The organism is Kitasatospora sp. NPDC008050 (assembly GCF_042957465.1).
Lineage (GTDB): Bacteria > Actinomycetota > Actinomycetes > Streptomycetales > Streptomycetaceae > Kitasatospora.
The window spans coordinates 89,756-115,345 of the sequence record NZ_JBIBIJ010000021.1 but is presented as its reverse complement, the minus strand read 5'-3'; the positions used below and the strand labels follow the sequence as shown (position 1 = coordinate 115,345).

The following is a 25,590-nucleotide window of genomic DNA, read 5'->3' as shown; positions in this document are numbered from 1 at the left end:
GTCGAGGCGGGAGCCCTCCGCTAGGGTGCCGCAATGACCGGTGCCACCCGCCTCCCGCTGCTCTTCCTCGACGTCGACGGCCCCCTGCTGCCCTACGGCGCGGCGGCACCGCGGTTTCCCACCGGCGGCGCGCCGAGCGAGCCGCTGTGGGACGACCCGGACCCCTTCCTGACCAGGCTCGACCCCGCGCACGGCCCCCGGCTGCTGGCCCTGCCCTGCGAACTCGTGTGGGCAACAGCGTGGACGACCGATGCGAACGACTACCTCGCCCCGCGGCTCGGGCTGCCCCAACTGCCAGTGGTGGACTGGCTGGAGCCCTCCGCCGAGGACCTGTGGAGCGGCCTGCACTGGAAGACCCGCACCCTGGTCGGCTGGGCCGCCGGGCGCGCCTTCGCCTGGGTGGACGACGAACTCACCGACGCCGACCGCGACTGGGTGGCCACCCACCACCCCGGCCCGGCCCTGCTCCACCGGGTCGACCCCGCCCTGGGCCTGACCGACACGGACTTCGCCACCCTCGACGCCTGGCTACGGGCGCAGTGCGTCCGGAGGTGACAGCCTGTTCGAGTCCATACGCCTGAATCGGCTGCCGTTGGCCGCGATGGCGATCACCGCCGCGACGAGGAGAGCTGTTCCATGGTGTTCTCCCTTCTCGGGGGCCGGCCTCAAACCGGCCGGAGGGGCGGAGGCGCACTCGGCCGGATGACGTAGGTCTCGAACCCGCCGACCACGCCGGCGGGGGTGAAGCCGGACTTCGTGAGGACGCGCCCCGAAGCCGCGTTGTCCGGGTGGTGCTTGGCGCGGACCTCCGGCAGACCGAAGGGGCCGAAGGCCAGGGCGAGGATCGTGCGGACCCCTTCGGTGGCGTAGCCCCGGCCCCAGGCATCCACGCGCAGGACGTAGCCGACCGTGGCGGCGGGGGCGTCCAGGTTGAGCTTGATGACGCCGAGGAGTTCGGCGCGCACGGTGATGCCAAGGATGTACCGCGTCCGGGGCGTCTGCGCTGCGGCGGCCATCGCGGTAGCCAGGTAGCACAGCGCACCGGCTTCGTCCATCGGTCCGCGCCCGAGGAAGACGGTCGATTCGGAGCTGTAGATCTGCTGGAGCGCTTCGGCGTCCTCGGGGGTCAGCTCGCGCAGTTCGATCACGTGTCCAGCGCGCCGATCAGGGCGGCGAGTTCACCGGCGCTGGGCCGGTCATCCGGCTCGGAGAGCAGGACTTCACGCAGGACGGCCTGCAACTCCGGCCAGAGGGTCACCGTCGACAGAGGAACGCGGCGGGCGGCGATGGCGTCGCGGAGCCCTGCGGGGCCGACGATCCGCCGGTCGATCGCGGCGGCCTCGTAGTCGAGATGCCAGTTCCCTGTGGTGCAGGCCCAGACTGTTCCGGCCAGGGCGTACACGTCGGCGGCCTGCGTGGTCTCCACGGGCTGCGGGCCGCTGGAGATCCGGGCGGCCAGTTCGGGGGCGGTCAGGTGGACCATGGTTCCGTCGAAGGCCGTCCACGGCAGCGGGGTCCCGAGCTTGCGGGACCACGCGAAGTCGATGAGCCGGACGTTACCTCTCTCGGTGTGGATGCCGTGTTCCGGCTGGAGGTCCCCGTGCACCCATCCGTCGGCGTGGAGGCCGGCCACCGCGCGGCACAGCCCGGCCGCAGCAACGAGCGCTTCGTCCCGCCCGCCATCGCCCTTGCGCACGGGGCGGAAGACGCGCCACGTGCTCGGTCCGGCCAACCACGGGGTGACGTACCAAACGCCCTCGCCGAAAAGGCCGGCGGTCACCGCGTAGCCGGTGAGCTGGTCCAGCACCGCGGCTTCGCGGGCCGTGGTCCCGGCGGCCTCCCCGGTGCCGATCTTGATGCTGACCGTGGCGAGCGGCCCGGTCGCCTTCCAGACGGCCGAGCCCCGCCGGTCGCTGATTTCCTCCAGCGCGATCGGCCCGCAGACAGCCTCCGCAGCCTTCAGCGCCTCGGCGGCATCGGGAGTGAACTCGCCCATTCTCGTACTGCCTTCCACTCACAAGGGATGTGCTCGAACACGTCCCGCCCGTCATCGTCAGCCACGGCGAGCGCCGCCGCGAGGTCGGGCGTGTTCTTGAGGAACTTCGGGTCCAGCGGGCGGACGGCCGCCCGTACCGGGAGGAACGAGAAGGGCGGCGGCGGGATGCTCCGCCCGGCGCGGGAGGTCTCCACGGCACCCTGAGCGAACTTGCCGAGCATCACGCCGACAGGGCCATACAGGTTCTTCAGCGCCCAGTGCGGCCACGCCAGCAGCTCGCGGTGATCGGCGTCCGCACAGTGCCCGAGGATCACCACGTTCTCGCACGCCAGCAGACCGTTGGGCCGGGCCATGAGCGGCCGGACCCATTCCGCGGCCTGGACACCGGCGTAGAACAACTCCGCCTCCACGGCGTACTGGTGGGAGCCGGGCGTGACCTCGTAGACGGTCCACCCGGTCATCCGGCGCACGGTGGAGGGCTGGAGGAAGGGGCAGTGCTCGTACAGCCCGGTGAGGTAGCTGCCCACGTCGATGCCGGCCGGGTTCTCCGACCGGGCTTCGGTGAGGCGAAGCGCCCCGGCGGTCAGCCGGGACGCTCCGTCGTGGGGCGCGGTGATCACCTGGTGGTCACGCCGTCGCCGTCGCCGCCCTCGACGGGACCGCAGTCCCACTCGGCGACCACGGTTCCGGTCTCCCGGTACTGCGCGAGGGCTTCGGTGTTCACGGTGCCGTCGACGTTGGTGAACCAGATCTCGGGGAGCGGCCCGTACACCTGCTCGTACGCGCTCACCCAGTCGATGAGCCCGTGGCCCGTCATCTCGACGTGGGTCAGCTCCCGGGCCGCGTGGTGCAGGCTGAAGTCGCGGTGGGCGTCGGGGTCCGTGACGAGGGCGTGCCACGCGGAGTCGATGGCGGTGGAGAACATCTGGGGCGCGGCCTGGCCGGCGTCGAACCGGCGCGCGGCGATGGTGAAGAACTTGCCCAGCTCGTCCAGTTCGACGCTGGGCTTGGTGGCGGTGTGCATGTGCCTCTCCAATCGGGTTGGCTCTGCTCGACCAGACGGCCGAGCAGTGGTGCAAGGTCGTACCGGCCCCGGCCCGGCGATGGCCCTTTCCACCGAGCCGGGGGCTGTGCGCCGCCGCACCGGCCGGCCGGTGCGGCGGCCCGAGGTGCGTGAGGTCACGCCCCGGAGCCCGCCGTGAGAACGGCTGAGAAACACGGCGGGAGTCTGTGGGCTGGTCAGCGGGTCTGCGGCGGGCTGGGCTCGTCGGGCTCCGAATCGAAGACGAGCTGCCACGGCGGGTCGAGGACGATGGGCTTCGCGTGGGTCGGGCGGGGCGGCTCGGCGTCCCACGCCCGCTTCACCCGCCACCTGATCATCGTCATCATCCTGCGCGTCCTGCGGCAACCTTGATGCGTCGTCACTCCACAGCGGGTCCGGGGCCCTCGGGCGGCGCACCCCAGACCGCTGCACTGTTCACTCGCCGCCCCCTCGCGGGTGCTCGCACTCCGGCAGAGGCACGTGGAGAGCACGGCAGCGCTCTGACGCAGCGTGCCCGGGGACTGGCCGGCCTCGGCGGCCCGTGCGGCCTCGTAGTCGTCCAGCGGGTCCCAGCCGGCCGGCAAGGCCGCCAACTCCCTCTTTGCCAGGCCCGTCACGACTTCGCGGTACACCCGTGGGGTGGTGCGTCTCACCATCGATCTATCCTCCTTCGCCGCTCGAAGTAGCTGCATCCAGTGAACGGCCGAAGAGTTACCCCGAACCAGAGCGGCAAGTGAGCACCTGTCAGGCATAATCAACGCACTGTCCGGCCTGACCTCGGGCTTCTCGATCTGAGCGGAGGCTCCCGTGGCTCCGAGGAGGAAGCGTCTCGCCGAGCGCCGCAGGGCACTCGGCTACAGTCAGGAGTTGTTCGCCAACGAGCTGGGGGTAGCGGTATCCACGGTTACCCGTTGGGAGGCTGGCGCGACCGATCCCCAGGCGTACCTACACCCCAAGATGGCAAAGGTTCTCAGGGTCAACCCTGAAGGGCTGGCGGACCTCCTCGCACCAGAGGTGCCAGTCCCTGACCGCACAGTGGTCTACGTCGCCGGCCCTCCCCCTGGTGATACTGATGACATGAAGCGCCGCGATGTATTGAGCCTGCTCGCCGTGACCGGTGCGCTCATCGCCCTGCCGGGCTCCGACAAGCCCCCGTCTCGTCCCGGGGTGGCTGTGTCCTTGGCAGACACCGGGCCTGAATTGAACACGTACCTCTGGAAAGTGTTCGGCCTCTCCGACTCCAAGCAGGCCGTGTACCCGATGGTTCAGCACCAACTGGGTCTCCTGGCCAAAGGGCTGGGGGAGAGCCAGAGCGACGCCTCGCGCCAGCAGCTCTGTGTGCTGGTGGGAGACCTGTATCAGCTCGCTGGCGAGATCTTCTTCGACGCCAACAGGTACACCGATGCTGCGCACTGCTACACACTGGCCGCCAGCGCCAGCAAAGAAGCACGAGCTTTCGACATGTGGGCCTGTGCGTTGACGAGGCATGCCTTTGTCGAACTCTATGAGCGCCGCTTTGCCGTCGCGGCTCCGATTCTGTCAGCGGCATCTCAGGTAGCAGAACGAGGAGACAGTCAGCTCTCGACCCGACACTGGGTGGCGGCGGTCCAAGCGGAGGCGCATGCGGGCCTCGGCGACCTTGATGCGACTAGACGCGCGCTCGACGTCGCCGAGCAGGTACACAACCTGTCCGGGCAGCTTCACAATGGCGGCTGGCTTCGGTTCGACGGATCACGCCTCGCCGAGGAGCGTGGGACCTGCTACCTCGCCCTCGGCCGCCCGGATTTGGCAGAGCAAGCGCTGACCGCCGCACTCTCGCAGCAGCTCTCACTGCGCCGTCGGGGAGCGGTGCTCGCGGAGTTGGCGGCCCTGGGTGCCGAACGCCGCGATCTCGACCAGGCGGGTCACTACACTCGCGCTGCTTTGGAGCTGGCAGGCCAGACCGGCTCGGGCTACATCGGGAGGAAGTTGGAGGGCGTCAAGAGCCGCCTCGTCCCGCTCATGGCCGATGCTCGGGCTTCAGCATTGCACCAGCAGATCTCGGCGCTCGACAGCGCCGCCTGACGAAGGAGTGACGCATGTCATCTGACGGGCAGATCTTCCGCGAAGCGTGGATCGCGGGCGTGTCAAAGCACTACCCGGGCGAGCCGAAGGCCGGCTACGTCGCCCCATGGGACAAGACACCGGAATGGGAACGCGAGTGCGCCGCCTCCGTGTACGGCCAGGTCCGCGACTTCATCAGCGTGAGCGGCGGGAATACGTCAAAGCTCACCCGGGAGCAGAAGGGGCGGTTCGTCGCGACGTGTTGGATTGCTCAGATCCACAAGCACATCGAGAACCCGAAGCCGGGCTACGTCGCTGACTGGAACGACCTGCCCGCCTGGCAGCAGGAGACTGATGCGGACATCTTCGAGGCGATCGAGCACAGCCATTCCTGAGCGGTCTGCGTCTGCCCTCCCCGACTCTTCCGGGGCGGGGAGGGCAGTTCCGGTGATCCAGGGCGGCCGGCTGGGTCAGCAGAGGGGTTGTCGTCAGTGCTACTTGGGCGCCTCGGCGGGGAATGCGCTGGGGCCTACGAGGGGGTGGGGCCGGGGATCGGCCGGTGGCGGCTGCCACCCAGGCCTGGTGGCGTCCCTGGGCATCCAGACACCCCCGGTGCTTCTCCACGGTGCCGGTCTGCTCACCCAGGCCCCGGACAACCCGGAGCCTCGCCGGTCACCGATCCCGGGAGGCTCATATGAACCTCTCAGGCGCAGGCGCAGACCCGGCCGACAGCGCATCACCTCCGCAGCGATCTCACCGTCTGCGGGAACTCCCCCGTCCCGAGCGGATGGGTCGTCTCCGGCACGAATGCCCTGAACGGATGCGGGGGCTACCTGACCGACTCGATCACGAAGGTGAGCTGACCGACGGCCGTCGAGTACGGCGGCGTCCGGATGTGACAGAAGCGCGTCATTGCGGATGCGTGGGGCGGCGGCAACGATGGGGGCATGCCCACTTCCCGCCGTATCGTCATCGCGGTCTTCCCGGACGTCGACCTGCTCGATGTGACCGGGCCGGCCGAGGTGTTCGCGCTGGCCAACCGGGAGACCGGTGGCCGCGCGGGATACCGGGTGCAGTTGGCGGGGCCGGCCCGGGGCGAGGTCGTCACGGCGGCCGGGGTGCGGCTGGTGGCCGACCTGTCGTTCACCGAGGCGGCGCAGGCCGGTGGGGTGCTCGACACGCTGCTGGTGCCCGGCGCGGTGGACCTGGGTCCCCAGGGGCCGGTGGCCCGGATCGACCAGTCCGTCGTGGCCTGGCTGAAGGCGATCGCGCCGCAGGCCCGGCGGGTGGCGTCGGTCTGCGTGGGCGCACATCTGTTGGCCGCGGCCGGGCTGCTGGACGGGAAGCGGGCCACCACCCACTGGTCGACCGCCGCACAGCTGGCGGCCGACCATCCGGCGGTGACGGTGGACGCCGACCCGATCTTCGTCCGGTCCGGGCAGGTGTGGACCGGGGCGGGGATCAGCGCGTGCATGGACCTGACGCTGGCCCTGGTGGCCGAGGACCTCGGCGAGCAGGTCGCGCTCGCGGTGGCCCGGCAGCTGGTGATGTACCTCAAACGCCAGGGCGGGCAGAGCCAGTTCTCGGTACCGCTCAGCCGGCCCGCCGCCTCCCGGCGGGACATCGAGGAGCTGCGGACCCACATCGCCGAACATCTCGACGGTGACCTGTCCGCGGCGGCGCTGGCCGGGCGGATGTCGCTGAGCGAACGTCACTTCGCACGGGTCTTCCGCCAGGAGACCGGCAGCAGTCCCGCCGGGTACGTCGAGGCCGTCCGGGTGGAGGCGGCCCGTCGGCTGCTGGAGAACACCGACCAGCCGCTGGAGCGGGTCGCCGCCGCCAGCGGATTCGGCTCCGTGGAGACCCTGCACCGGGCGATGCGCAAGCAGATCGACACGACACCCGCGGCCTACCGTCGCCGCTTCCGCACCACCACCTGAGCCCTCCGCTCACCCGGCCTCGGGCACGTGCGCACGCCGTGCCCCTCTCCTGCCATGTCCAGAACGAGAAAAGGAACCCTGTGATGACCACTCCCCTGACCCCTTCGCCGACCCTGCGCGAGGTGATCGGCCTGGACGGCCGGCTGCCCCGGCTCGCCGACACCACGCTCGTGCTGATCGACTTCCAGAACACCTACACCACCGGGGTGATGGCGCTGGAGGGCGCTCGGGAGGCCCTGGCGGCCGCCGGCCGACTGCTCGCTGCCGCCCGCGCCGCCGGCGTCCCGGTGATCCACGTCGTGAACGACGGCGGCGAGAACACCCCGTACGACATCCGGGCGGAGATCGGCGCGATCTGCGCCGAGGTCGCGCCCGTCGACGGGGAGCGCGTCGTGGTCAAGCAGTCCCCCGACGCCTTCCACGACACCGAGCTGGAGAAGGTGCTGCGCGAGCTGGGGGCGGGGACGGAGCTGGTGCTGGCCGGCTTCATGACGCACATGTGCGTCGCGTTCACCGCCCAGGGGGCCTTCACCCACGGCTACCGGCCCACCGTCGCCGCCGAGGCCACCGCCACCCGCCCGCTGGCCGGCCCCGACGGCACCGTGCTGCCCGCGGCGACCCTGCAGGCCGCCGCGCTGGCCACGATCGGCGACCTGTTCGGGACCGTCGCCGCCACGGTGGCGGAGCTGACCGCACCGGCGGTCCGGTAGCCGGGCAGGTGGCGGGCCGGGCTCAGACCGGGGCGGGGGCGGCGGTGTCGGCCGGGCGCGTGCTGTCCGGGGTGCCGGTCTCCGGGTCTGCCGGGGTACCGGTCTCCGGGTCTGCCGGGGTGCCGGTGTCCGGGGCGGCCGGGGTGCCGGTCTCCGGGTCGGCCGGCAGGTCGTCGTCGGTGAGGCCGAGGGCCTTGCGGGCAGCGGCCTCGGCGGTCGAGGGGGCGTTGGTCCGCAGGGCGGCCTGGTAGGCGGCCACCGGGTCGGTGGTGTCGGCGGCGGCCGCGTTCCAGACGGCCTGGTCGGCCCGGAAAGCGCCGACCAGCGTGGCGATCTGGTCCTTGACCCCGCTCGGCCACTGCGTCGCGTTGAGCATCGTCGCGCTGTCCGCGAGCACCTGGGCGGTCCGGGTCGACTCCTCGACCGCCATCCCCGGGTCGGTCTCCGGCATCCGCAGCATCCGGTCCTGGGCCTCGACCTCGGCGATGTCCGTCACGAAGTCCTGCTGAGCCCGCGTCAGACCGGCCGGGTCGGCAGGGTCGGTCGGGTCGGCCGGGCCCCCAGAGCCGTCGCCAGGGTTGTCACCGGGCAGGGGCAGCACGGGGGCCGAAGTGTCGGAAGCGGTGGCGCCGCTCATATCGAAGTGCCAGTGGCCGACGATCGTGCTGAACGTCCCCGCGAGCAGACCGAGCGTCCCGAGCACCACCCCGGCGATCGCGAGCCCGAGGCCGCGCTGGTGGCGACGCCGGAGCTGGACCAGCGCGGCGATGCCGAAGCCCAGTGCGGCCGGCCAGAGGCAGCAAGTGAGGCCGGTGACCAGCGAGGTGATGGCCAGCCCGTTGGTCCCCTCGACCGCCCGGCGCCCGTCGAAGGGGTGGGGGTAGGGCCCGGCCTGCCCGTACGGATAGGGATACGGATAGGGATAGGGATAGGGGTACTGAGACTGGTACGGGCCGCTCCCGGGCGGCGGCCCCGCGAACCCGGCGGGAACGGCATCCTGCGGCGGCGCCCACAGATCACCCGCACCGGGCCCGGGCGGCACCGCGTCCTGCGGCCCCACCGCCTCCCCGCCATCCGGTCCCGCCGCGTCCGTCATCTGCCCGCTCCCCCAAGCCCACTGCCCACTGCCCACGCAGCAGTCCGACCGTGGCCGGACTCTAGCGGATCACGAGAACCCACCCAGCTCCCGGACCCGTGACAGCGAAAGCGCGGCTCAGGGTCCGGCGAAACAGGTCCGGCGGGGGCCGATATGGCGCGCGTCCGGTGGGAGTTTCACCGGACCAGGGTCTTCAGGAACTCGCGGCGCCGGCGGTCCTCCTCGGCCTCGCGGGCAGCCTTCCGCCGGTCATGGTGCACCCGTTCCCGCAGGTCAGTGGGCCCTGGCGACCGGTCATACATGGCCGGTGCGCTGTCCTGTCGGTCGAGCTGCGGCGACACCACAATCGGTGCCATCAGAGCGGCCCCGCGCCCCGGTGGCAAGACGCGCCGGAGTAAGGAGCCGCCCCCCGAGGCGACCGTCGTACCGAGCCGCCGGCTCGTCCAGCGACTCGTCACAGCCGGCCGCCGCAGCCCAGGCGATGACCTGCCTCCAGGGAGCACATATGCCACCACAGGAAGTGATCATGAATAGGACCATGAAGAAGGCCGCGAAACTCCTCACCGCGCCGACCATTGCCCTGGCCCTCCTGGCGCCCGTCCTCGCTGCCACCCCGGCAAGCGCCGCGACGACCGATGCCTACACCTTCACCAACCCGAACGGCACCCTCAACGCGACGGGCAACAACGACGGGAACCAGATCTCCGTCACCCCCGACGGCACCAACTACACGAACTGGCGACTGATCAAACTCAGCGACCCCGGCACGTTCGACATCGCCAGCACCTCCTCCGGGAAGTGCCTCTACGCCTCACAGCCCGCCATCCAGCAGTCCTGCGGCAAGAGCGGCGAGGAGTGGCACTTCCGCCCCGTCGACGGCAAGCCCAACACCTTCGGCATCGTCCGCCGCGACGACAGCACCGGCACCGAGTACTGCATGGACAACCGGGGCGGCCTCCACCTGTGGGGCATCCTCGCCCAGCCCAACGCCTGCAACGGCAGCGCGAGCCAGGAGTGGACGGTACCCGCCGCGAACGCGGCCGAGGCCAGGAGCCTGGCGCTCGACTACTACAGCGACCTGTGCTCCAAGAAGACCTCCACCTGCTCGTGGACCGAGAAGTCCGAAGGGCAGCCCGAAGCCCTGCCCCGCCAGCCCGCCTCCTCGGTCTGGTACAACGACACCGCCGACAAGGTGACGCAGGTCTTCACCACGATCTATCACTCGGGCTGGTCGCAGTCGTTCGGGGTGGGCCTGTCGTCCTCGATCGGTGTGTCCGTCCCGGTCCAGGCCATGGTGTCCACCCAGCTCCAGGCGACCACTGCCTACGAGTCCGACCAGTCGACCATCAACGGCATCGCGGTGACCGTCCCCACCAAGAACTACGGATGGGTCGACTTCGCGGCCATCGGCAAGAAGGTCACGGGAACGTGGACCTTCGACACCGACAACCAGCCGTGGACGACCGACGCGACCGTGACCGTCCCCGTCATCAACTCGACGGCCGGCTCCACGATGTACGTCGCCCACACCAGCCCGGACCAGCCGGGCACCACGAACGTGACAGGCGCTGACGCACCGGCGCTGACCATGGCCACGAAGGCATCGTTCACCCCGGATCTCCCCGACGGCACCACGGCGTCGCAGGACGGCCCGAACACGGTGAAGCTCATCGACACCGCCACCGGAGCCAAGATCGGCACGATCAAGCCGAGTACCGTCGTGGACACCAAAGGGACCACTCACGCCGTCGATCTGACCATCTCCGGCAACGTCATCACGCAGACCATCGAGAACGCTCCCGGCGACACCATCGACGGCTCCATGACCATGCCGGCCGTCAGCTACAGCACCATGACCGCTCCGGCCGTCAAGCCCGCTGGTGTCAGGACCGCTGGTGTCAGGACCGCCGCGCTCACGACCAGGTCCGCGAAGGCGACCATGCGCCCCGCGTTCTGGCCGCTTCCCGATCGCCAGCACCCGAAGAACTCGGACGAGTGGAACAAGTGCATGGCCGGGCAACTGGGCAAGAGCATGGTGGAAGGCGCAGCCAAGGCCGCCCTTCTGGGGGCCCTGAAGGGCGGCGCGCTCGGCGCTGAAGCAGGCCCTGAGGGAGCAGCGGCGGGCGCCGCCCTGGGGATGCTGAAGGGCACCGTCACCGGGCTGGGCAAGGCGTACTACGTCTGTGGTACCGACCCGGGCTGATCCGCACGCACCGAACGTAACTGCCACACACCGACGGATCGAAGTCGGCGAGCGGCGGGCGGCACCAGGCGGCTCTCGTAGCCGACCTGGTGCCGTCCGTTTTTAGGGTCCGCGATTCGATGAGCACTGGATCCGGTCGGGGCCGCTGAAGCGTCAACGTGGTCACCGTGCGCCGGGCGTGAGCATGTGACCCAGTTCACAGGACGGGAGTGCATAGCGGAGTCGGGCCCGATGCCTTTCTACAAGTACAGGCGCAGATGCGGATGAAGGGCGGTGCCAATGAAGCAGTTGCAAACGGACGGCTTCGATGAGTTCGTAGCGGCCCGCTGGTCGGCTCTGTTCCATTTCGCGCGCCTGCTCTCCGGCGGAGATCAGCACCAGGCCGAGGACCTGCTGCAAGAGGCACTCGTCAAACTGTGGTTCGCCTGGCCGAAGGTCGCCCTACAGGCGCCGGAGCCGTATGTGCGTCAGGTACTGACGCGCGCGGCGGCCAGGTCTGCGCGGCGACGGTGGTGGGGCGAGCGTCCGACTCGGACTCAGGACATGCCGGAGATCACCGGCTTGGTGGACCTGGCGGCCGCGGTGGAAGAGCGCTCCCGGTTGGAAGTCGGGCTGGCGCAGTTGCCGGTGCGGCAGCGGGCCGCTGTGGTGCTGCGCTACTACCAGGACCTGTCCGAGCGGCAGGTTGCCGAGGCGCTGGGTTGCCCGGTGGGCACTGCCCGCTCTCTGGTGTCGCGCGGGGTGACGAAACTACGGCAGGCATTGGCCGAGGTGACTGTCGAGCCGGTGGGCTGAAGGAGAAGAACGATGGATGACTTCGAGAAGGAGCTGGCACGAATGATGCGCGAAACACAGGAACACACGCCTTTTGAGCCCCGTCACCGTGACCGCCTGCAGGCGGGCGTCCGGACCCGCCGTCGGGCCCGAACGGCCTGGATGGCCGGCGGATCGGTCCTGACCTTTGCGGGGCTCGGCATCGGACTGGTCGTCCTGCCCAACGCCTTCGCCCAGGACCGCCCCGCCACGCCCCAGCGCCCCGCATCGTCCGTCGCGGCACCGACCCCAACCTCCACCTCGGGGACGGGCCCCGTGCCGACTCCGGCCCCGACTCCGACAGCGGGAGGCCTGCCGATCTCACACCCCACCTCGGGAACGGGTGCATCGGACCCCCTGCCGACTCCGGTCCCGACTCCGACAGCGGGAGGCCTGCCGATCTCACACCCCACCTCGGGAACGGGTGCATCGGACCCCCTGCCGACTCCGGTCCTGACGCCGACAGCGGCGCGGTAAAGAAGCCATGAATCCGTGGCCCGGGAGTTCGACTCCCGGGCCACGGGCTCGTCATCCGACGCGGGTCGACACCGATGGAACGGTCTCTCCGTCCGGGCCATGATCACCCGGATCTGCTCGGACAGTGCTCATGATCCGCCGACAGTGCTCGCGAAACCGCGGATCCTAGATCCGTCGTTGTCGTTCAGGGACTGGAGAGCAGATCACGGAGCAGGGCGACGGTGTCGGGGTCGAGGCTGCGGCCGGTGCGGCGGCTCAGTGCGTCCAATCGGTTGACGGCCTTCAGGAGTTGGTCACGGGCGCCGGCCGAGGCGTAGGCGTAGAACAGGTCACGGTGCAGCAGTTCGACGTCCGGGGCGACGGCCAGGCCGCGGAAGACGGCGGCCTCGGCGCTGCGGTGGTCGCCGTACTGCAGGCGGCGGGCGGCGAGTTCGTGGGCGGTGTCGACCACGGCGGCGAGCATGTCCTGGCGCGCCGCCTCGGCCCAGCCGTAGCCGACGCTCGGGGTCTCGGCGAACGGTGCGCCGCGGACCAGGGCGAGCGCGTGCGCGAGCGCGGCATCGGCGGTGGTACTGGTGCTGCGCATGCCGCGCCGGTAGAGGCTGCGGAACTCGTCCCAGTCACACGTCACCGTGGGCGCGAAGGTGTAGGCGTCCTGGGCGTCCTGGCGCAGGAAGGCACGGCCGTCCGGGTCGCTGCCGATCCACTCGGCCAGCGCGGCGAGGGTGGCCGGCGGGGCCTGGTCCGGGCGGGCGTGATCGCCCGGGTGCAGGGCGCGGTCGACGGCGGCGGGGTCGGTGCCCGGGTGCAGGGCGAGGTAGGCGGCGAGTTCGGTGAGCGCGGGCACGGCCACGGGCTCGGCCGCGCCGCTGGGGCCGAGCACGTCGACCGGACCCAGCAGGCGCACCCGGGGGGTGGTGCGGATCGCGTGGGCCTCCGGGGAACGGAGGATGGCGAGCAGGTCGTCGGCGTCGGTGCGGGCGATCACCGTGCCGGGCACGGGAGTTCCGCCGGCCGGGGTGGCCGGGACCGGCTCCGGCCGGAACGGGACGCGTGGGTCGACGCCGGTCGGGGCGGGCGCGGGCTCATGGGTGGGGGCGGGCTCGGAGTCGGGGGCGGGCTCGGAGTCGGGGGCGGGCTCGGGAGCGATGGCGGGGACGGCGGGAACGGCGGGAACGGTGCTGGACAGCTCGTCGGCGACGAGCAGTTCGGCGGTGGTCTCGGCCTCGGACGTCGGCTCGGCCCCGGGCGTCGGCTCGGCCCCCGGAGTCGGCTCCGGGCCGGGCCCCAACTCGCGCGGGAAGCCGGGCAGTACGACCGGGCCGAGCGGCGTCGACTGACTGCCGCTGCTCACCTGCAGCCCCCGGCCGTTGCTGTTGTGCCGGGGCCCGACAGGCCCGACCGGGCCGAACGCCCCCGGCAGGCCGCCCGACCCGGGCGAGGCGGGCAGCGCGCTCGCCATCGGTGCCGGCAGCGGACGCACCACCGAGACCGCCGACGCGCCACCCCCGGGCGAGGCCGCCGGGTTGACGGTGGCGAACGGGCTGGCGCCAGTGCCGATCACCCGGGCGATCAGCCGCGGCCCGGACTCCGGCGGCCCCTCCGGCAGCGCGGCGCCGATGAACGGGGCGGTGCCCGCCCCCACGCCCGCCAACACCGGGACCGGCCTGGGGAGATCGGCGGGCTCCAGCTCGGCGCCGTCGACCGTCCAGGCGGGGGCCGGGTGCTGGATGGTGGAGGCGGCGGTGTCCAGCACCTCGGTCCAGTGGCCGTACTGCTCGTCGGTCAACCGCTGGAGCTGGACGGCGAGATGGAGGCCGGGCAGGGTGGCCTGGCCGCTGCTGGGCAGGGTCCAGCGGGCCACCGGGCCGGTGCCGCGCTCGGGCGCCCGGGCGATCACCGCCAAGCAGGTCCGCGGCCGCCCGTCCAGCAGCCGTCCCAGCTCCGACGGCACGTCGCCCATCGGCGCCTGGGCGGAGAGCACGATCTCCGGCACCCAGGCGTCGTCGGCGTGGCCCCGGCTGCGCGCGTCGCGCGGGTGCGCGGCGCCGACCGCGACCAGCGAGGAGCGGGCCCGGGCGGTGCGGGTCTCCAGCGCGACGAGGGCGGCCTCCAGGGTCGGGTAGCGGTGCACCCGGTCGGCGACGGTGTCGGAGACCGGCAGGTCCTCGGCGAAGCCGACCAGGTGCAGGCTGAGCTTGTCGGCGAGCACGCTGTGGGCGAGTTCCAGCGCCAACGCGCGCAGCACACCGCGCGCGTCGTCCGGGTGGCCGGCCAGGTGCATCAGCCGCACCGTCTCCAGGTCGGCCAGGACCGTCGCGCCGTCGGGGGCGGTGCCGAGGGCGACCAGGGCCGGGTAGGGCGCGGGCACCTTGGCAGCCTGCGCGGTGGGGAGCAGGTCGGTGGAGTCGGCCGAGCACCACCAGACGTTGGCGGCGTGCGCGGCCCGGAACGGCGCGACCGGGACGGCCGGTGCCGCCAGGTGCAGTTCGACGGTCCCGCCGGTGGTGACCCGGACGGCGGCCAGCGCGGGCAGCCGCTTGCCGGTGCGGCTGATGTTGCGGGCCATGGTGCGCAGCGAGCGGTTGAGCAGGTCGAGGCCGGTGCTGTTCTGCCGGGTCCGCAGTTCGGCCTCGAACGCGGCGGCGGGCGGGGTGGGCATCGGGATCCGGTGCCGGGGGCGGCGGGCCCGCTGCTGCGCGCCGCGCCGGTGCGCCACCGCGCCGACCATGACCGCGGCCAGCAGCACGCCGATGCCGGAGGCGGTCAGTGCGGCGGTGTAGTCGCTGAGCGGCTCCTCGCCGTCGCCGCTCTGGTGGGCGACCTCCTTCACGGACGGCTCGGCGCTGCTCTTCGCCCCGGTCGGCGCGCCCGCTCGCTTCTCCGACCCGGGGGCGGCGGCCGAGGGGTGCGGCACCGGGTCGGCGGACGGCGCGGTGGAGTGCGGCGCGGCGGGCGCCTGCGCAGCCGGTGCCTGCGGGGACGGTGCCTGCGGGGACGGCGGCTGCGGAGACGGTGCCGGCGGCGGGGGTGCGGACTGTGGCGCGGGTGCGGGCGCCGACTGCGCGGGGGCGGCCGGTGGCGCCGGCGCGGCCGGCGCGCCCGGGATGTGCAGGACCATGCCCGGGACCAGCATGTTCGGGTCGCCCAGCGTCTCGCCGTCCGGCGCCCGAACCCCCTTGTTCGCGTCGAACAGCTGCGGCCAGGCGTCCGAACTCCCGAGCTCGCGCTGGGCGATGGCGGAGAGCGTGTCGCCCTCCTGGACGGTCGCGGTGGCGTGCCGCTCCCCCGGCTGCTCGCCCTGTCGGCCCTGCTCGCCTTGCCGGCCCTGCTCGCCCTGCTGACCCGCCGAGTTCGGCGCCGCGGCCGGTGCCGGTGTCCCGTTCGTGCCGCCGTTCGCACCGCCGTCCGGCTTGGCGTCGGCGGGCATCAGCAGCTGCCAGCCCGGCTGGATCGGCCGGTCGGCGTCGAAGTGCTCGCCCGAACCATCCATCACCCGGCCGGCGTTGAGCTTGGCGATCTCCTGCCACCGGTCGCCCGAACCCAGTTGGCGCTCCGCGATCGACCAGAGGCTGTCGGCCGGGCGAGCGTCCCGCACGGTGTAGGTCGGCTGCTGCGACTGCGGGTCGGCGGCCGGCAGCGCGAGGTGCGGCGCGGCGGCCGGCGCGGCCGCCAGCGCGGCGTACTGCGGTGCGGCGGCCAGCTGGGCGGGTGCGGCCGCGGCCGTCAACTGCCCGGGCAGACCGGCCGCGAAGGAGGCGCCGGCCACCGGCAGCAGCGCGATCACCGCGCCGACCAGGCCCGCCGCCATGCGCTGGCTCCAGCCGAAGCTGGGGATCCGCCGGGCCACCCGGCCGCGCAGCTGGGCCGGGATCTCCAGCAGGACGGAGCAGGCGAAGCAGGCCCAGCCGAGCCAGCCGATGCCGACCAGCGCCCAGAGGAAGAGGCGCCCGTCGTCCGGCGTGGTGAGCACCTCGCGCAGGCTCGTGTGGCCCTCGCCGCCCATCGCGGCCACCGCCTGGGTGCCGTACAGCAGCAGCGCCGGCACACCGACCAGCAGCAGGGCGAGCACCAGCAGCGCCCCGAGGGCGGCCGGGACGGCGCGCAGGGCACTGCGACGGCGCCCCTGCGGGGGGCGCGCCCCGCCCTGACCAACAGCGCGGCGGCCGTCAGCGGTCCGATCGCCGACGGGGCGGCCCGCGTCCGGGGAACTCCCCGTTCGGGCACGGACCTTGGCTCGTGGTGCGGCCATCAGGCGCCTCCCGTTTTCTCGCGGCCGTCCACCACCGTGGCGGAGCCGGTTCCATGAACAGTCAGGGTCGGTGTGTCGAAGAGCCCGAGCAGGGCGGTCCGGTACGTCGTGTTGATCACGATGGTGATGCTGGTGGCCGTGGCGGGTTCGGCCGGGTCCGGCGGCTCGGCCGACAGGCCGTAGGGCTTCAGGTAGGCGTCGGCCGCGGCATAGGCGGCGGCCGTGTCGATCTTCAGGCCCTTGCCGCCCAGCAGCGCGCCCTCGTCGATCTGCTGACCGCCGACCCGGGCCGCCTCCTCCGCCAGCGCGTCGGTCCGCTCGATGGCGCGCAGGCGACCGCCGCAGTCCAGCACGATGCCCAGGAACAGCATCAGTGTGGTGGCACCGAGCGCCACGAAGATCGAGATGGTGCCGCGGTCGCGGCCACCCCGACGGACCCTCACGTCCCCTCCCCAGGGCTTTCGTCCGGCCCGTGCTGTCACGGCGCCATCGTGCTGTCCCGCGTGCTGTCCCGACGTCACTGCCCGTCCCTGCGTCGCTGCGTCACTGCGTCACTGCGTCACTGCGTCACTGCGTCACTGCGAACGGAAGCGGTCGATGACCGATGTGAACGAGCCGGTCAATGTCACCTCGCCCGGTACCCACACCACGAACAGATCATTCACCTGGACCGGACAACTGACCTCGACCCGCACACCGTTCAGTGGCACGGGCCCGGCGTCGAGCGGCACCACCGAGGCGTTCACCGTCACCGTGGGGCGGCAGCTGACGCCGTTCTCGGCGAGCGCCTGCTTGACCGCCGCTTCGGCCACCGTCTGCGGGGACTGCCCCGACCGGTCCAGCGAGGCGGTCCGCGCGCCGACCCGGGCGGCCTCGTCGACGGTGCTCGACACCATCTCCAGCCGGCCGATGATGATCGCCAGACTGAAGAGCAGCGCGATGGCGGGGACCAGGATCGCGGCCTCGATCGCGAGGCTCCCCCGGTCGGCCACCCCGACGGCCCGCACGCCCCCCTGTACCACCGCGCACCCCTTCTCACCCCGTCGCGCCGTCATGGCCCGACATACCGTTCGATCGGCGCCTGGGCGCGCTGGGAGACCGTCAGACCGTCGAATCCGGGCAGCAGGAAGAGCGGGTGGATGTGCACGGTGACGGTGACGGTGTCCGCGGTGCGGACCGGCCGGTCCACGGTGGGGGTGCCGAGCAGGCCGCGGAATCCGTCCAGGAAGGCCGTGGCACGGTCGGTGGCCGCCTGGTCGGTGCCGCCCAGCACCCGTCCCGCGTCCGCCCCTTCGCGCGCCGCGGCCAGCGCCACGCTCTGCGAGTACCAGAGCAGCGCGGTCTGCGCCACGAGCATCACCAGGAGCAGGATCATCGGGAAGACGAGCGCGAAACTGAGGGTGAGCGCACCACGGTCGCGTTCCCGACGGTCCGTCATGAGCTCGTCGGGAGCCCGGTCGGGATCGTGGTGGGCACGGTCTTCTTCACGGTGTTGCCGAAGCTGCTCACGGCCGCCAGCACGGCACCCGCGATCGCCACCACGACGATCACGATCAGCGCCATCTCGATGCTGAGCGCACCGCGGTCGCCCGCGGCCCGGGCGGACCTGGCCCGCCCGCCGTGGATCCGCAGCAGCGCCACGCCGAAGGTCAGCGGCAGCAGCAGGGGCAGCAGGAACTGCCGTGTCAGGGTGTGCAGGGTCTTCATGGTTCGCTCTCCTCGGGGGACGGAAGTCCGGTGGGCCGGACGGGATTTCAGAACGCATGGAGCATCTGGTAGAGCGCGGGGTAGACGATCAGCACGGTCATCAGCAGGGTCAGGGCCGCGCCCGGTGCGACCATCTGCTCGCTGGCGGCACCGGCCTCGGCCAGCTCCGTGGCCAGCAGTTCGTTGCGCAGGCCCTTGGCCCGGGCCCGCAGGGTGTCGTAGACCGCGGCGCCGTCGGTGCCGGAGATCCGCATGATGTCGGCGACGTCCTGCAGGGGGGTCAGGCCCAGTTCGGTGGCGAGCGCGTCCAGACCGTCCCACGGGGGCAGGCGGTCGGTGGCGGCCCGTTCCAGGGCGTCCTGGATCCGGCGGAAGACGGTGCCCCGCCCCACCGCCGCCGCGCGGCGCATCGCCTCGGCCGGCCCGTGGTCGGACGCCCGTTCCAGCGCGACGAGTTCGAGATAGGCGGCGATGCCGTGCAGGTACTCGGTGCGGGCCTCCCTGGCCTCGCCCTGCACGATCGCGTCCGGCACCATCCAGCCGCCGGCCGCCAGCGCCAGGCTGACCAGCGCGGGCAGCGCGACGGGCGGCGCGAAGCCGGTGAGCGCCGCCATCGCCGAGAGGTAGCCCGGCAGGACCAGGCCGACCAGCGCGAAGAGCAGCTTGTGCGCCATGAACCGGGCCGGGGTGCGCCCGATCAGCGCCAGGGACTGCATCGGCACACGTGAACCGGCCAGCGCGAGGGAGCGGTTGCCGAGCCGGTCGTACCAGGCCGCCCCGGCGTTCGCCGCGCTCTCCCGGTGCTGGGCCGGGGCCCGGTGCAGGCGCTCCAGGGCCTGGCCCAGGTCCGGTGGGGCGGGCCGGAGTTCGGCGATCAGCAGGGCGAGGCCGGCGGCCGCCACGCAGCCGGCGAGCACGGCCCAGGGGGAGATCATCGGGGCTCCTTGAGCAACGGCGGCTCGGCGCCCTCGGACGCTACGGTCCGCGGGTGTCCGGCGCGGGTGGGCGCGTCGTGCGGGGAGTCGTCGTCCGGGGCGGGCAGCCCCCCGACCCGGCTGCGGCGGTCCGGCTCCAGCAGCCGGGGCAGCGGCTTGTTGGCGGCCAGCGAGCGCATCCAGGCGATCACCGCGACGAAGAGTCCGGCCAGCCCGGCCAGCACCAACTGGCCCTGCACCGTGCCGTAGGGGGCGGTGTAGCGGTCGTTGAACGAACCCACCACGATCACTCCGAAGATGATCGTCACCAGCCACCGGATGGTGGTGCGGTGCTTGGACCGGTCCGCCTCGATCGCGCGGCGCTGGCGGACCTCCTCGCGCACCGACTCCGCCATGTCGGACAGCGCCCGGCTGAGCCCGGGACCGCTGTCGCCGGCCCGCAGCAACAGGGCGGCGAGCACCTTGTCCGCGGTCGCGTCGGCCAGGCTGTCGGCGAAGGCGCGCAGCGCGTCCTCGGCGCTCCACCGGGCCTGCAGGCGGGTGGCCAGCTCCTCGATCTCGGTGCGCAGCGCGGCGGGCGCGGTGCGCACGCTGGTCAGCAGCGCCTGGTTGAGGCCGGTGCCGAGCAGCAGGACGTCGGAGAGCCGCTGGGTCCAGTCGGCGAGCGCCTCCAGCCGGGCGATGTGCCGGGTGTCCGAGCGGGTGGCCGCGTAGAGCCAGGGAAAGCCGAAGACCACCAGCGGGACCAGCAGGACGCTGAGCAGGATGCCGCTGAACAGCCAGACCACCGGCGTGGCGATGAGCGCGATCGCGAGCTGGATCCGGCGCGTCCGCAGGGTGCGCGGATCCGGTACACCCGGCGCCCCGTACCAGAAGATGTGCGCCCGGGTGGCGAGCCGCCCGGGCGCGGCCCGCTCCGCGGCGCCGATCCCGATCCCGGCGAACCCGGCGGCCAGCACCACCAGCCCGCCGACGAGCAGGACCCCGCACAGGACGAAGAGCAGCATCACAGGCCCTTTCGGGTGGGGTCGGCGGAACGACGCGCTGCCCGCCCCGCCGGGCGCACCGCTCTCATCGCAGTCCCCCGATCCGCAGCGCGAGCGGTGCGCTCCAACTGCCGTAGGCGGACTGCAGCAGGCCCGCGTCGAAGCCCGCCCGGCGCAGGTCGTCCAGGCAGTTCGGCGGGGTGTGCGGCACGGCCCGCGGCTCGCCGAGCTCGGGGCGCGGGCCGAAGACGGTGTTCAGCGCGGGGCGGCCGTGCTCGCCGAGCCCGGTGACCTCCAGCACGTGCGAGACGAACCGGTGCCGCCGGCCGCCCACCGGCGTCTCGTCGACCATCGAGACGTGCACGATCAGGTCGATCGCGTTGGCGGTCAGCCGGTAGGCGAGCGAATCGGTCATGTGCGCGCCGTACTCCAGGCAGAGTTCGGCGATCCGGTCCACCACCATGTGCGGACCGCGCGCGTGCAGCGTGCACATCGAGCCGCCCTCGCCGTTGGTCATCACCCGCAGCATCGGGACCACCTCGCCCGAACGGACCTCGCCGACGATGATCCGCGACAGGGTCATCCGCAGTGCCGCCGGAATGAGTTCACCGATCGTCAGTTCGCCCGCCGGCTTGCCGTCGATCCGCTCCCCGTTGCCCTCCCGGGCCTCCATCGGCACCACCTGGCGCAGGTGGCCGAGGGTGTGCAGCCAGAGCTCGAACTCCGACTCCAGGGTGCCGATCCGCTCGTCCGGCGGTATCTCGGCGGCCATCGCGCGCAGCAGGCTGGTCTTGCCGACGCCCTGGGTGCCGGTGATCATCACGTTCTTCCGCGCCCGGATCGCCGAGGCCAGGAAGGCCGCGACGGTCGAGTCCACGGTGCCCAGCGTGACCATGTCGGCGAGCGTGGCGGAGGCGACCCGGTGGCGGCGGATCGCGACGTACGGCCGCGGCGTCACCTCCGTCATCGCCTGCAGTCGCATGCCGCCCTCCAGGCGCAGCGCCAGCGTCGGGTTCGCGGTGCTCAGGCTGCGCTCGCCGCCACCGTGCTGCCGGGCCAGGTCCTGGAGCAGCTCGATCAGTTCGGCGTCGCTGTCGGCCACCGGCGGCACCTTGCGCAGCGGCTGGTGGACGCGCGAGATCCAGACGTCGTCACACCCGTTGATCAGGATGTTCTCGATCTCCGGGTCGTCCAGGTAGGGCTGCAGCCGGCCGGCCCGGAAGAGCAGGTCGTAGACGGCCTCGGCGAGCACCCGGTCCTGTTCCCGGGTCGGGGGGACGCCGTGGGTCTGGGCGTAGCTGTCGGACCAGCGGGCCACCGCCTCCTCGATCAGTGCCCGGCCGCGCTGCCGACGGGTGGCGCGGTCCACCTCCTGCCCCTGGCCGGGGGCCAGCCGGGAGAGCTGCTGGTGGAGCTCGGCGGCCACCTGGCGCTTGAGCTCGCGGGCCAGCTTGGTGTCGACGACGGGGGCGGTGCCGGCGCTCCACGTCTCGGGGGCGGGCAGCACCGGCAACCCCGCGGGCGTGGCGGTGGGCGTGGGCATGGGGGGCGGGGTGGGCATGGCGGTGGGCGTGGGCATGGAGGGCGGGGTGGGCATGGAGGGCGGGGTGGGCATGGCGGTGGGGGCGGTCGCGGTCGGGGTGGCGTTCGCCGACCAGTCGCCCGGCCAGGACCGGGCCAGCGGCTGCGGACCGGGCTGCGCGGCCCAGGGCTGACCGGTGGCCGGCGAGCCGGTCGGCACCGCCCGGCCACCCCAACCGGTCGCGCCGGGACCGCCGGTGGCGCCCGTCCCCGGCACCGCGGCGTCCCCCTCCAGCGCGTCGACATCCATCGCGTCCACGGCCGTGGCTCGGTCACGCATGGGGCTACCGCGCACGGAGCACCTCTCCCTGGGTCTCGGTGTCCTCGGTCGGCGCCCGGAACGGCTCGGGAGCCGCCGGGTGCGGCGCTATTGCGGCCAGCGGCGGCGGCTGAGCGGGCAGCGGCGGCAAGGGGAACGGCTGGCCCGGCGGGGCGGGTGCCCCCGCCGCCGGCCCCGGCCGCACCTGCACCGGCCCGGTCTGCGGCACGTACACCTGCCCGGCGGACGAGAGGAACGCCTGCCCGCCCGCCATCGGCTCCAGGTACTCCCGCACCGCCGGATGCGCCGGATGCGCCGGATAGGCCGCCGGCTGCGACTGCGGTTGCGGCTGCGGCTGCGGCTGCGGCTGCGGCTGCTGCGACTCGTACCCGACGGGCTGCGCGGGCGCCACCGGCTGCTCCTCGGACCGCGGTTGCCCCGGCCCGAACGCCGGCTCGGCGAATCCCGGCCGATACGCGGGCTGGTAGGCGGGTTCAGCGGCCGGTGGCTCGAAGAGCTGGCCGGAGGGCGGTGCGTACGCCTGCTGGTACTGCCGGTCCGGCCGGCCGCCCTGCTCCGGCTCGTATCCCTGATGCCCCTGATACCCCTGGTACTGCGCGGCCTCGGGCACCCACTCCCCCACCGCCGGGGCCGACGTCTGCGGCGCGGCACCCCAGCCGAAGCCGCCCCCCTCGGCCGCCGCACCGCCCGCACCGCCCGCACCGGCAAGAGCAGCAGGAGCGGCAGCCTGCCCACCCGCCGTGGGCGCCGTCAGCCGGGCCCGCCGGTCCGCCACCAGCGCCTGGATCCGGTCCGCCGTGGTCCGGGCGGTGCGCATCAGCTCCGACCTGACGAACCGCCGGTCGGTGCTGTCCCCGCCGTCCGAGAGCACCCGGGCGGTCCGCGCCGCGTACGGGAGCGTCCCCAGCACCGGCAGGCCGAGTTCGCGGGTGACGTCCGCCACCGGGTACGGCCCCTCGGTGATCAGCAGCAGGCCGAGCGCGTCGGTGCCGGTGCCCGCCGTCTCCAGGTCGGCCCGCAGCGCGGCCAGGCGCGGACGGGCGGCGCTCAGGCCGCGCAGCGTGGTGCGGACGGTGGCGACCACTGCGTCCGCCCGCCGGGCCAGCACCGCGCCGGGCCCCAGCGCGCCGGAGCGGCCGAGGTCGAGCAGCACGTCGTAGCCCTCCGGTTCGAGCGCGCGCAGCGCCTCGACCAGCGGTTCCCAGGTGTAGGCGAGGCCGGCCGCCTGGGCCGGATCGGTCAGACCGGGCAGCAGCAGCCGCTCGCCCGCGCCCTCCGGGGAGATGTCGATCAGCTGCTCCCAGATGGCCTGCGCGAGCAGCCCGCGCCGGTCGGCGACGGCGAGGTTGCGCAGCCCGTAGACGGCTTCGATCCGGCCCTCCAGCGCGCCCGCCAGCGCGGCGCCGCCGTCCGGGTCGCACTCGACCAGCATGACCTTGCGCCCCGGCGCCAGCGGCCAGCAGAGCAGCAGCGCCAGCGCCGTGGTGGTGGCCCCGGGGGCACCCGGCCCGCCGGTGACCGCGATCACGGCCATCAGGCCGCGCTCCCACCGGAGGCCGGTGCCGACGGCGAGCCCGACGCCCCGGCGGAGGCCGCACCGGCCCCGGCCGAGGGCGTGGCCCCGGCGGACGGCGAAGCCCCCGCGGACGGCGCCCCCGCCTTCGGCGCCAGGATCACCTGGAACCTGCCGCCGGCCGCCCAGACGGCCAGCGTGGTCGCGTCAGTCGGCGGCACGGCGACGTCGATCACCTGGCTCCCGTCGCTGCCCGCCTTGCCCAGCTCGGCGACCACCGCGTTCATGGTGGCCGGACCGTGCGAGGCGCCGCCGCCCGACAGGCCGCCGTTCTGGTCGGCGATCTGCACGATCACGATCTGCTGGCCCACCTGGAGGCCGTCGGCGGGCAGTTGACTCGTGTGCACCGGCAGCCCGACCTCCTGCATCCCGGGCTGTACGACCAGCGCCCGGGTCAGGTCGGCCACCAGCAGCAGCGCGCCGCGGTGCAGGTCGCCGGTGGCCCGCTGGCCGATCGCCAGGTTCCGGTCCGCGGCACTCACCGGTGCCAGCGCGGGGTCACTGGCGATCCGGGCGACCACCAGGTCACCGGCTGTCAGCGGCTGCCCGTACGGGACGTCACGGGCCAGTGCCAGCACGGCGATCCGCTGTCCGGAGCTGTTGTAGAGCACCGCGCCGCCCAGGCCGCCGGCCGCGATCAGCGCGGCCGCCATGGCGAGCACGGCCGGGCGGCGCCGCCGGGCCCGCAGCGAGCGGGACGGAGCGAGGGGGCCGGAGCGGGCCTCGGCACGGGCCGTCGCGGGCGCGGCGGTCACCTGGTCCTGGCCGTAGCCGACGGCTCCCTGCGCGCCGAGGGTCGGCGACGGGAAGGTGCGGTTCTCCATCGGACTTCGGCCTTCCTGACGAGCGCTGACGTGCGGTGACGTGCGGTGACGTGCGGTGACATGCGTGATGAGCAAGGACATGCGGTGGCAGCAGGTCAGTTGAGCACCTGGAGTTCGTTGACCTGGAGCGCCAGCGGATTGCTGGAGACCTGGATGTCCAGCGGCCCCCACGGGTGCGAGCCGTCGGCGAGGTTCGTGGTGGTGATCGTCCAGTACTGGGTGACCGTCAGGTCGTAGCCGTTCGCCGTGGTCGCCGAGCCGCCGGCCGCCGCCTTGCCGGCCCCCGCGGGCGAGGTGCGGCCGAACTGCCCGATGCACGCGTCGGCCGGCGGGTTCTGCTCCAGGCCTGCCGCGTACGGGTGTCCCGCGCCCTTGCCCTTGCAGTCCAGCGTCGCCTCCTGCCCGGTGGCGGGGTCGACGTACCCGAGGTCCCAGACCACGTCGACCAGCGTCGCGGTGGCGCTCACCGAGACGCCGTTGAGCGAGACGGTCTGGGTCTGCGGGCCGACCGTCTCGTCGTGGGTGGCGTCCGAGGTCTCGTACCAGAACCAGACCGGCGACCCCACCACGGCCTGACCGGGAGGTGCGGTGTGCGGGATCGGCCGGGCGAACTGCAACTGCTTGACGGCCATCTGGGCCACCGTGCCGGGCGTGGGGGGCGGCGCGGCGATGTTCGGCGGCTTCTTCAGGAACACCAGAGCGGCGGCTTCGGGATTGTTGTTCGGGTCGTAGCAGGTCTTCAGGTAGACCGCGCCGTCCGCCGGGGTGTTGCCGCCCCAGGACGGGTCACCGGCTGCCGGCTGCGGATCGGCCTGGGTGACGTAGCACCCGCTCGCGCTGTCGAAATACCCCAGGTCCGGGTCCCAGCACGGATGCTGCGCCCCGTGCCACTCGCACGTCGGCTCGGCGCCACCCGAACCACCACCGCCCCCCGAACCGCCGCCCGTCCCCCCGCCACCCCCGGGGGATCCGCCGCTACCGGGGTCCTGGAGCACCACGCAGACCGCCAGCACCACGCAGGGGTTGATGCCGCCGGACGACCCCGCCGCCTGCGCGGGGATCGCCGAGCCGGCCAGCAGGCCGGTCAGCAGCAGGAGTTGGCCCAGGAGAGCAGGGATTCGACGCATTGTCC

General features: G+C 73.0%; 24 protein-coding genes. 7 read left to right on the top strand and 17 right to left on the bottom strand.

Features of this window, described 5'->3' with window-relative positions:
- Positions 1-33 precede the first annotated feature (33 nt).
- Entirely contained in the window at positions 34-555 is a 522-nt protein-coding gene (locus ACFZB9_RS31505) for an HAD domain-containing protein (protein ID WP_391452874.1), read from the top strand.
- A gap of 110 nt (positions 556-665) precedes the next feature.
- Here the strand turns inward: ACFZB9_RS31505 and ACFZB9_RS31500 are convergent, their stop codons facing one another.
- The 5 genes from ACFZB9_RS31500 to ACFZB9_RS31480 form a co-directional block, all read right to left on the bottom strand.
- The gene (locus ACFZB9_RS31500) at positions 666-1,148 is read right to left on the bottom strand and encodes a GNAT family N-acetyltransferase (protein WP_391452872.1); all 483 of its coding nucleotides are present in this window, start codon (positions 1,146-1,148) and stop codon (positions 666-668) included.
- The gene (locus ACFZB9_RS31495) at positions 1,145-1,996 is read right to left on the bottom strand and encodes a hypothetical protein (protein ID WP_391452871.1); all 852 of its coding nucleotides are present in this window, start codon (positions 1,994-1,996) and stop codon (positions 1,145-1,147) included. Before ACFZB9_RS31495 ends, ACFZB9_RS31500 begins: the two co-directional genes overlap by 4 nt.
- The gene (locus ACFZB9_RS31490) at positions 1,960-2,616 is read right to left on the bottom strand and encodes a hypothetical protein (RefSeq protein WP_391452869.1); all 657 of its coding nucleotides are present in this window, start codon (positions 2,614-2,616) and stop codon (positions 1,960-1,962) included. Before ACFZB9_RS31490 ends, ACFZB9_RS31495 begins: the two co-directional genes overlap by 37 nt.
- The gene (locus ACFZB9_RS31485) at positions 2,613-3,020 is read right to left on the bottom strand and encodes a hypothetical protein (RefSeq protein WP_391452867.1); all 408 of its coding nucleotides are present in this window, start codon (positions 3,018-3,020) and stop codon (positions 2,613-2,615) included. The genes ACFZB9_RS31490 and ACFZB9_RS31485 overlap by 4 nt, the downstream gene beginning before the upstream one ends.
- A gap of 215 nt (positions 3,021-3,235) precedes the next feature.
- Positions 3,236-3,382 carry a hypothetical protein gene (locus ACFZB9_RS31480; protein WP_391452865.1) on the bottom strand — a complete coding sequence of 49 codons (147 nt, stop codon included), beginning with the start codon at positions 3,380-3,382 and terminating at the stop codon, positions 3,236-3,238.
- A gap of 463 nt (positions 3,383-3,845) precedes the next feature.
- Between ACFZB9_RS31480 and ACFZB9_RS31475 the strand changes: the two genes are divergently transcribed.
- The 4 genes from ACFZB9_RS31475 to ACFZB9_RS31460 all read left to right on the top strand — a co-directional run bounded on the left by ACFZB9_RS31475 (position 3,846) and on the right by ACFZB9_RS31460 (position 7,731).
- Entirely contained in the window at positions 3,846-5,102 is a 1,257-nt protein-coding gene (locus ACFZB9_RS31475; protein WP_391452863.1) for a helix-turn-helix transcriptional regulator, read from the top strand.
- Between the two features lie 14 nt (positions 5,103-5,116).
- Positions 5,117-5,476: a hypothetical protein gene (locus ACFZB9_RS31470; RefSeq protein WP_391452861.1), complete on the top strand. Its 360-nt coding sequence runs from the start codon at positions 5,117-5,119 to the stop codon at positions 5,474-5,476.
- 552 nt (positions 5,477-6,028) lie between these two features.
- A complete protein-coding gene (locus ACFZB9_RS31465) occupies positions 6,029-7,021 on the top strand; it encodes a GlxA family transcriptional regulator (protein WP_391452859.1) in 993 nt (330 codons plus the stop codon).
- 83 nt (positions 7,022-7,104) lie between these two features.
- Positions 7,105-7,731, top strand: a complete 627-nt coding sequence (locus ACFZB9_RS31460; RefSeq protein WP_391452857.1) for an isochorismatase family protein — start codon at positions 7,105-7,107, stop codon at positions 7,729-7,731.
- A gap of 22 nt (positions 7,732-7,753) precedes the next feature.
- On the opposite strand, the gene ACFZB9_RS31455 is transcribed toward ACFZB9_RS31460, so the two are convergent.
- Positions 7,754-8,827: a DUF4190 domain-containing protein gene (locus ACFZB9_RS31455; protein ID WP_391452851.1), complete on the bottom strand. Its 1,074-nt coding sequence runs from the start codon at positions 8,825-8,827 to the stop codon at positions 7,754-7,756.
- A gap of 526 nt (positions 8,828-9,353) precedes the next feature.
- On the opposite strand from ACFZB9_RS31455, the gene ACFZB9_RS31450 reads away from it, so the two are divergent.
- Together ACFZB9_RS31450 and ACFZB9_RS31445 are read left to right on the top strand one after the other, a co-directional pair.
- Positions 9,354-11,030 carry a hypothetical protein gene (locus ACFZB9_RS31450; protein ID WP_391452849.1) on the top strand — a complete coding sequence of 559 codons (1,677 nt, stop codon included), beginning with the start codon at positions 9,354-9,356 and terminating at the stop codon, positions 11,028-11,030.
- A gap of 279 nt (positions 11,031-11,309) precedes the next feature.
- The gene (locus tag ACFZB9_RS31445) at positions 11,310-11,825 is read left to right on the top strand and encodes a SigE family RNA polymerase sigma factor (RefSeq protein ID WP_391452847.1); all 516 of its coding nucleotides are present in this window, start codon (positions 11,310-11,312) and stop codon (positions 11,823-11,825) included.
- A 679-nt stretch (positions 11,826-12,504) separates the two neighbouring features.
- Here the strand turns inward: ACFZB9_RS31445 and ACFZB9_RS31440 are convergent.
- The 11 genes from ACFZB9_RS31440 to ACFZB9_RS31390 form a co-directional block, all read right to left on the bottom strand.
- A complete protein-coding gene (locus tag ACFZB9_RS31440) occupies positions 12,505-16,572 on the bottom strand; it encodes a LysM peptidoglycan-binding domain-containing protein (RefSeq protein WP_391452845.1) in 4,068 nt (1,355 codons plus the stop codon).
- Positions 16,572-17,015, bottom strand: coding sequence for a hypothetical protein (locus ACFZB9_RS31435; protein WP_391452843.1), 444 nt, complete (start codon positions 17,013-17,015; stop codon positions 16,572-16,574). The genes ACFZB9_RS31440 and ACFZB9_RS31435 overlap by 1 nt, the downstream gene beginning before the upstream one ends.
- A gap of 132 nt (positions 17,016-17,147) precedes the next feature.
- Positions 17,148-17,594: a TadE/TadG family type IV pilus assembly protein gene (locus ACFZB9_RS31430; RefSeq protein ID WP_391452841.1), complete on the bottom strand. Its 447-nt coding sequence runs from the start codon at positions 17,592-17,594 to the stop codon at positions 17,148-17,150.
- Positions 17,595-17,623: 29 nt separating this feature from the next.
- A complete protein-coding gene (locus ACFZB9_RS31425; RefSeq protein ID WP_391452839.1) occupies positions 17,624-18,010 on the bottom strand; it encodes a TadE/TadG family type IV pilus assembly protein in 387 nt (128 codons plus the stop codon).
- Entirely contained in the window at positions 18,007-18,279 is a 273-nt protein-coding gene (locus ACFZB9_RS31420) for a hypothetical protein (RefSeq protein WP_391452837.1), read from the bottom strand. Before ACFZB9_RS31420 ends, ACFZB9_RS31425 begins: the two co-directional genes overlap by 4 nt.
- Before the next feature lie 47 nt (positions 18,280-18,326).
- Positions 18,327-19,214 carry a type II secretion system F family protein gene (locus tag ACFZB9_RS31415; protein WP_391452835.1) on the bottom strand — a complete coding sequence of 296 codons (888 nt, stop codon included), beginning with the start codon at positions 19,212-19,214 and terminating at the stop codon, positions 18,327-18,329.
- Complete coding sequence (locus tag ACFZB9_RS31410; protein ID WP_391452833.1) at positions 19,211-20,221, bottom strand: type II secretion system F family protein; 1,011 nt, start codon at positions 20,219-20,221, stop codon at positions 19,211-19,213. Before ACFZB9_RS31410 ends, ACFZB9_RS31415 begins: the two co-directional genes overlap by 4 nt.
- A gap of 64 nt (positions 20,222-20,285) precedes the next feature.
- Positions 20,286-22,061 carry a CpaF family protein gene (locus ACFZB9_RS31405; protein ID WP_391452831.1) on the bottom strand — a complete coding sequence of 592 codons (1,776 nt, stop codon included), beginning with the start codon at positions 22,059-22,061 and terminating at the stop codon, positions 20,286-20,288.
- A 4-nt stretch (positions 22,062-22,065) separates the two neighbouring features.
- Positions 22,066-23,595 carry a hypothetical protein gene (locus ACFZB9_RS31400; RefSeq protein ID WP_391452829.1) on the bottom strand — a complete coding sequence of 510 codons (1,530 nt, stop codon included), beginning with the start codon at positions 23,593-23,595 and terminating at the stop codon, positions 22,066-22,068.
- Positions 23,595-24,458, bottom strand: coding sequence for an SAF domain-containing protein (locus tag ACFZB9_RS31395; RefSeq protein WP_391452827.1), 864 nt, complete (start codon positions 24,456-24,458; stop codon positions 23,595-23,597). The genes ACFZB9_RS31400 and ACFZB9_RS31395 overlap by 1 nt, the downstream gene beginning before the upstream one ends.
- Before the next feature lie 95 nt (positions 24,459-24,553).
- Entirely contained in the window at positions 24,554-25,585 is a 1,032-nt protein-coding gene (locus tag ACFZB9_RS31390; protein ID WP_391452825.1) for a hypothetical protein, read from the bottom strand.
- Between the last annotated feature and the right edge of the window lie 5 nt (positions 25,586-25,590).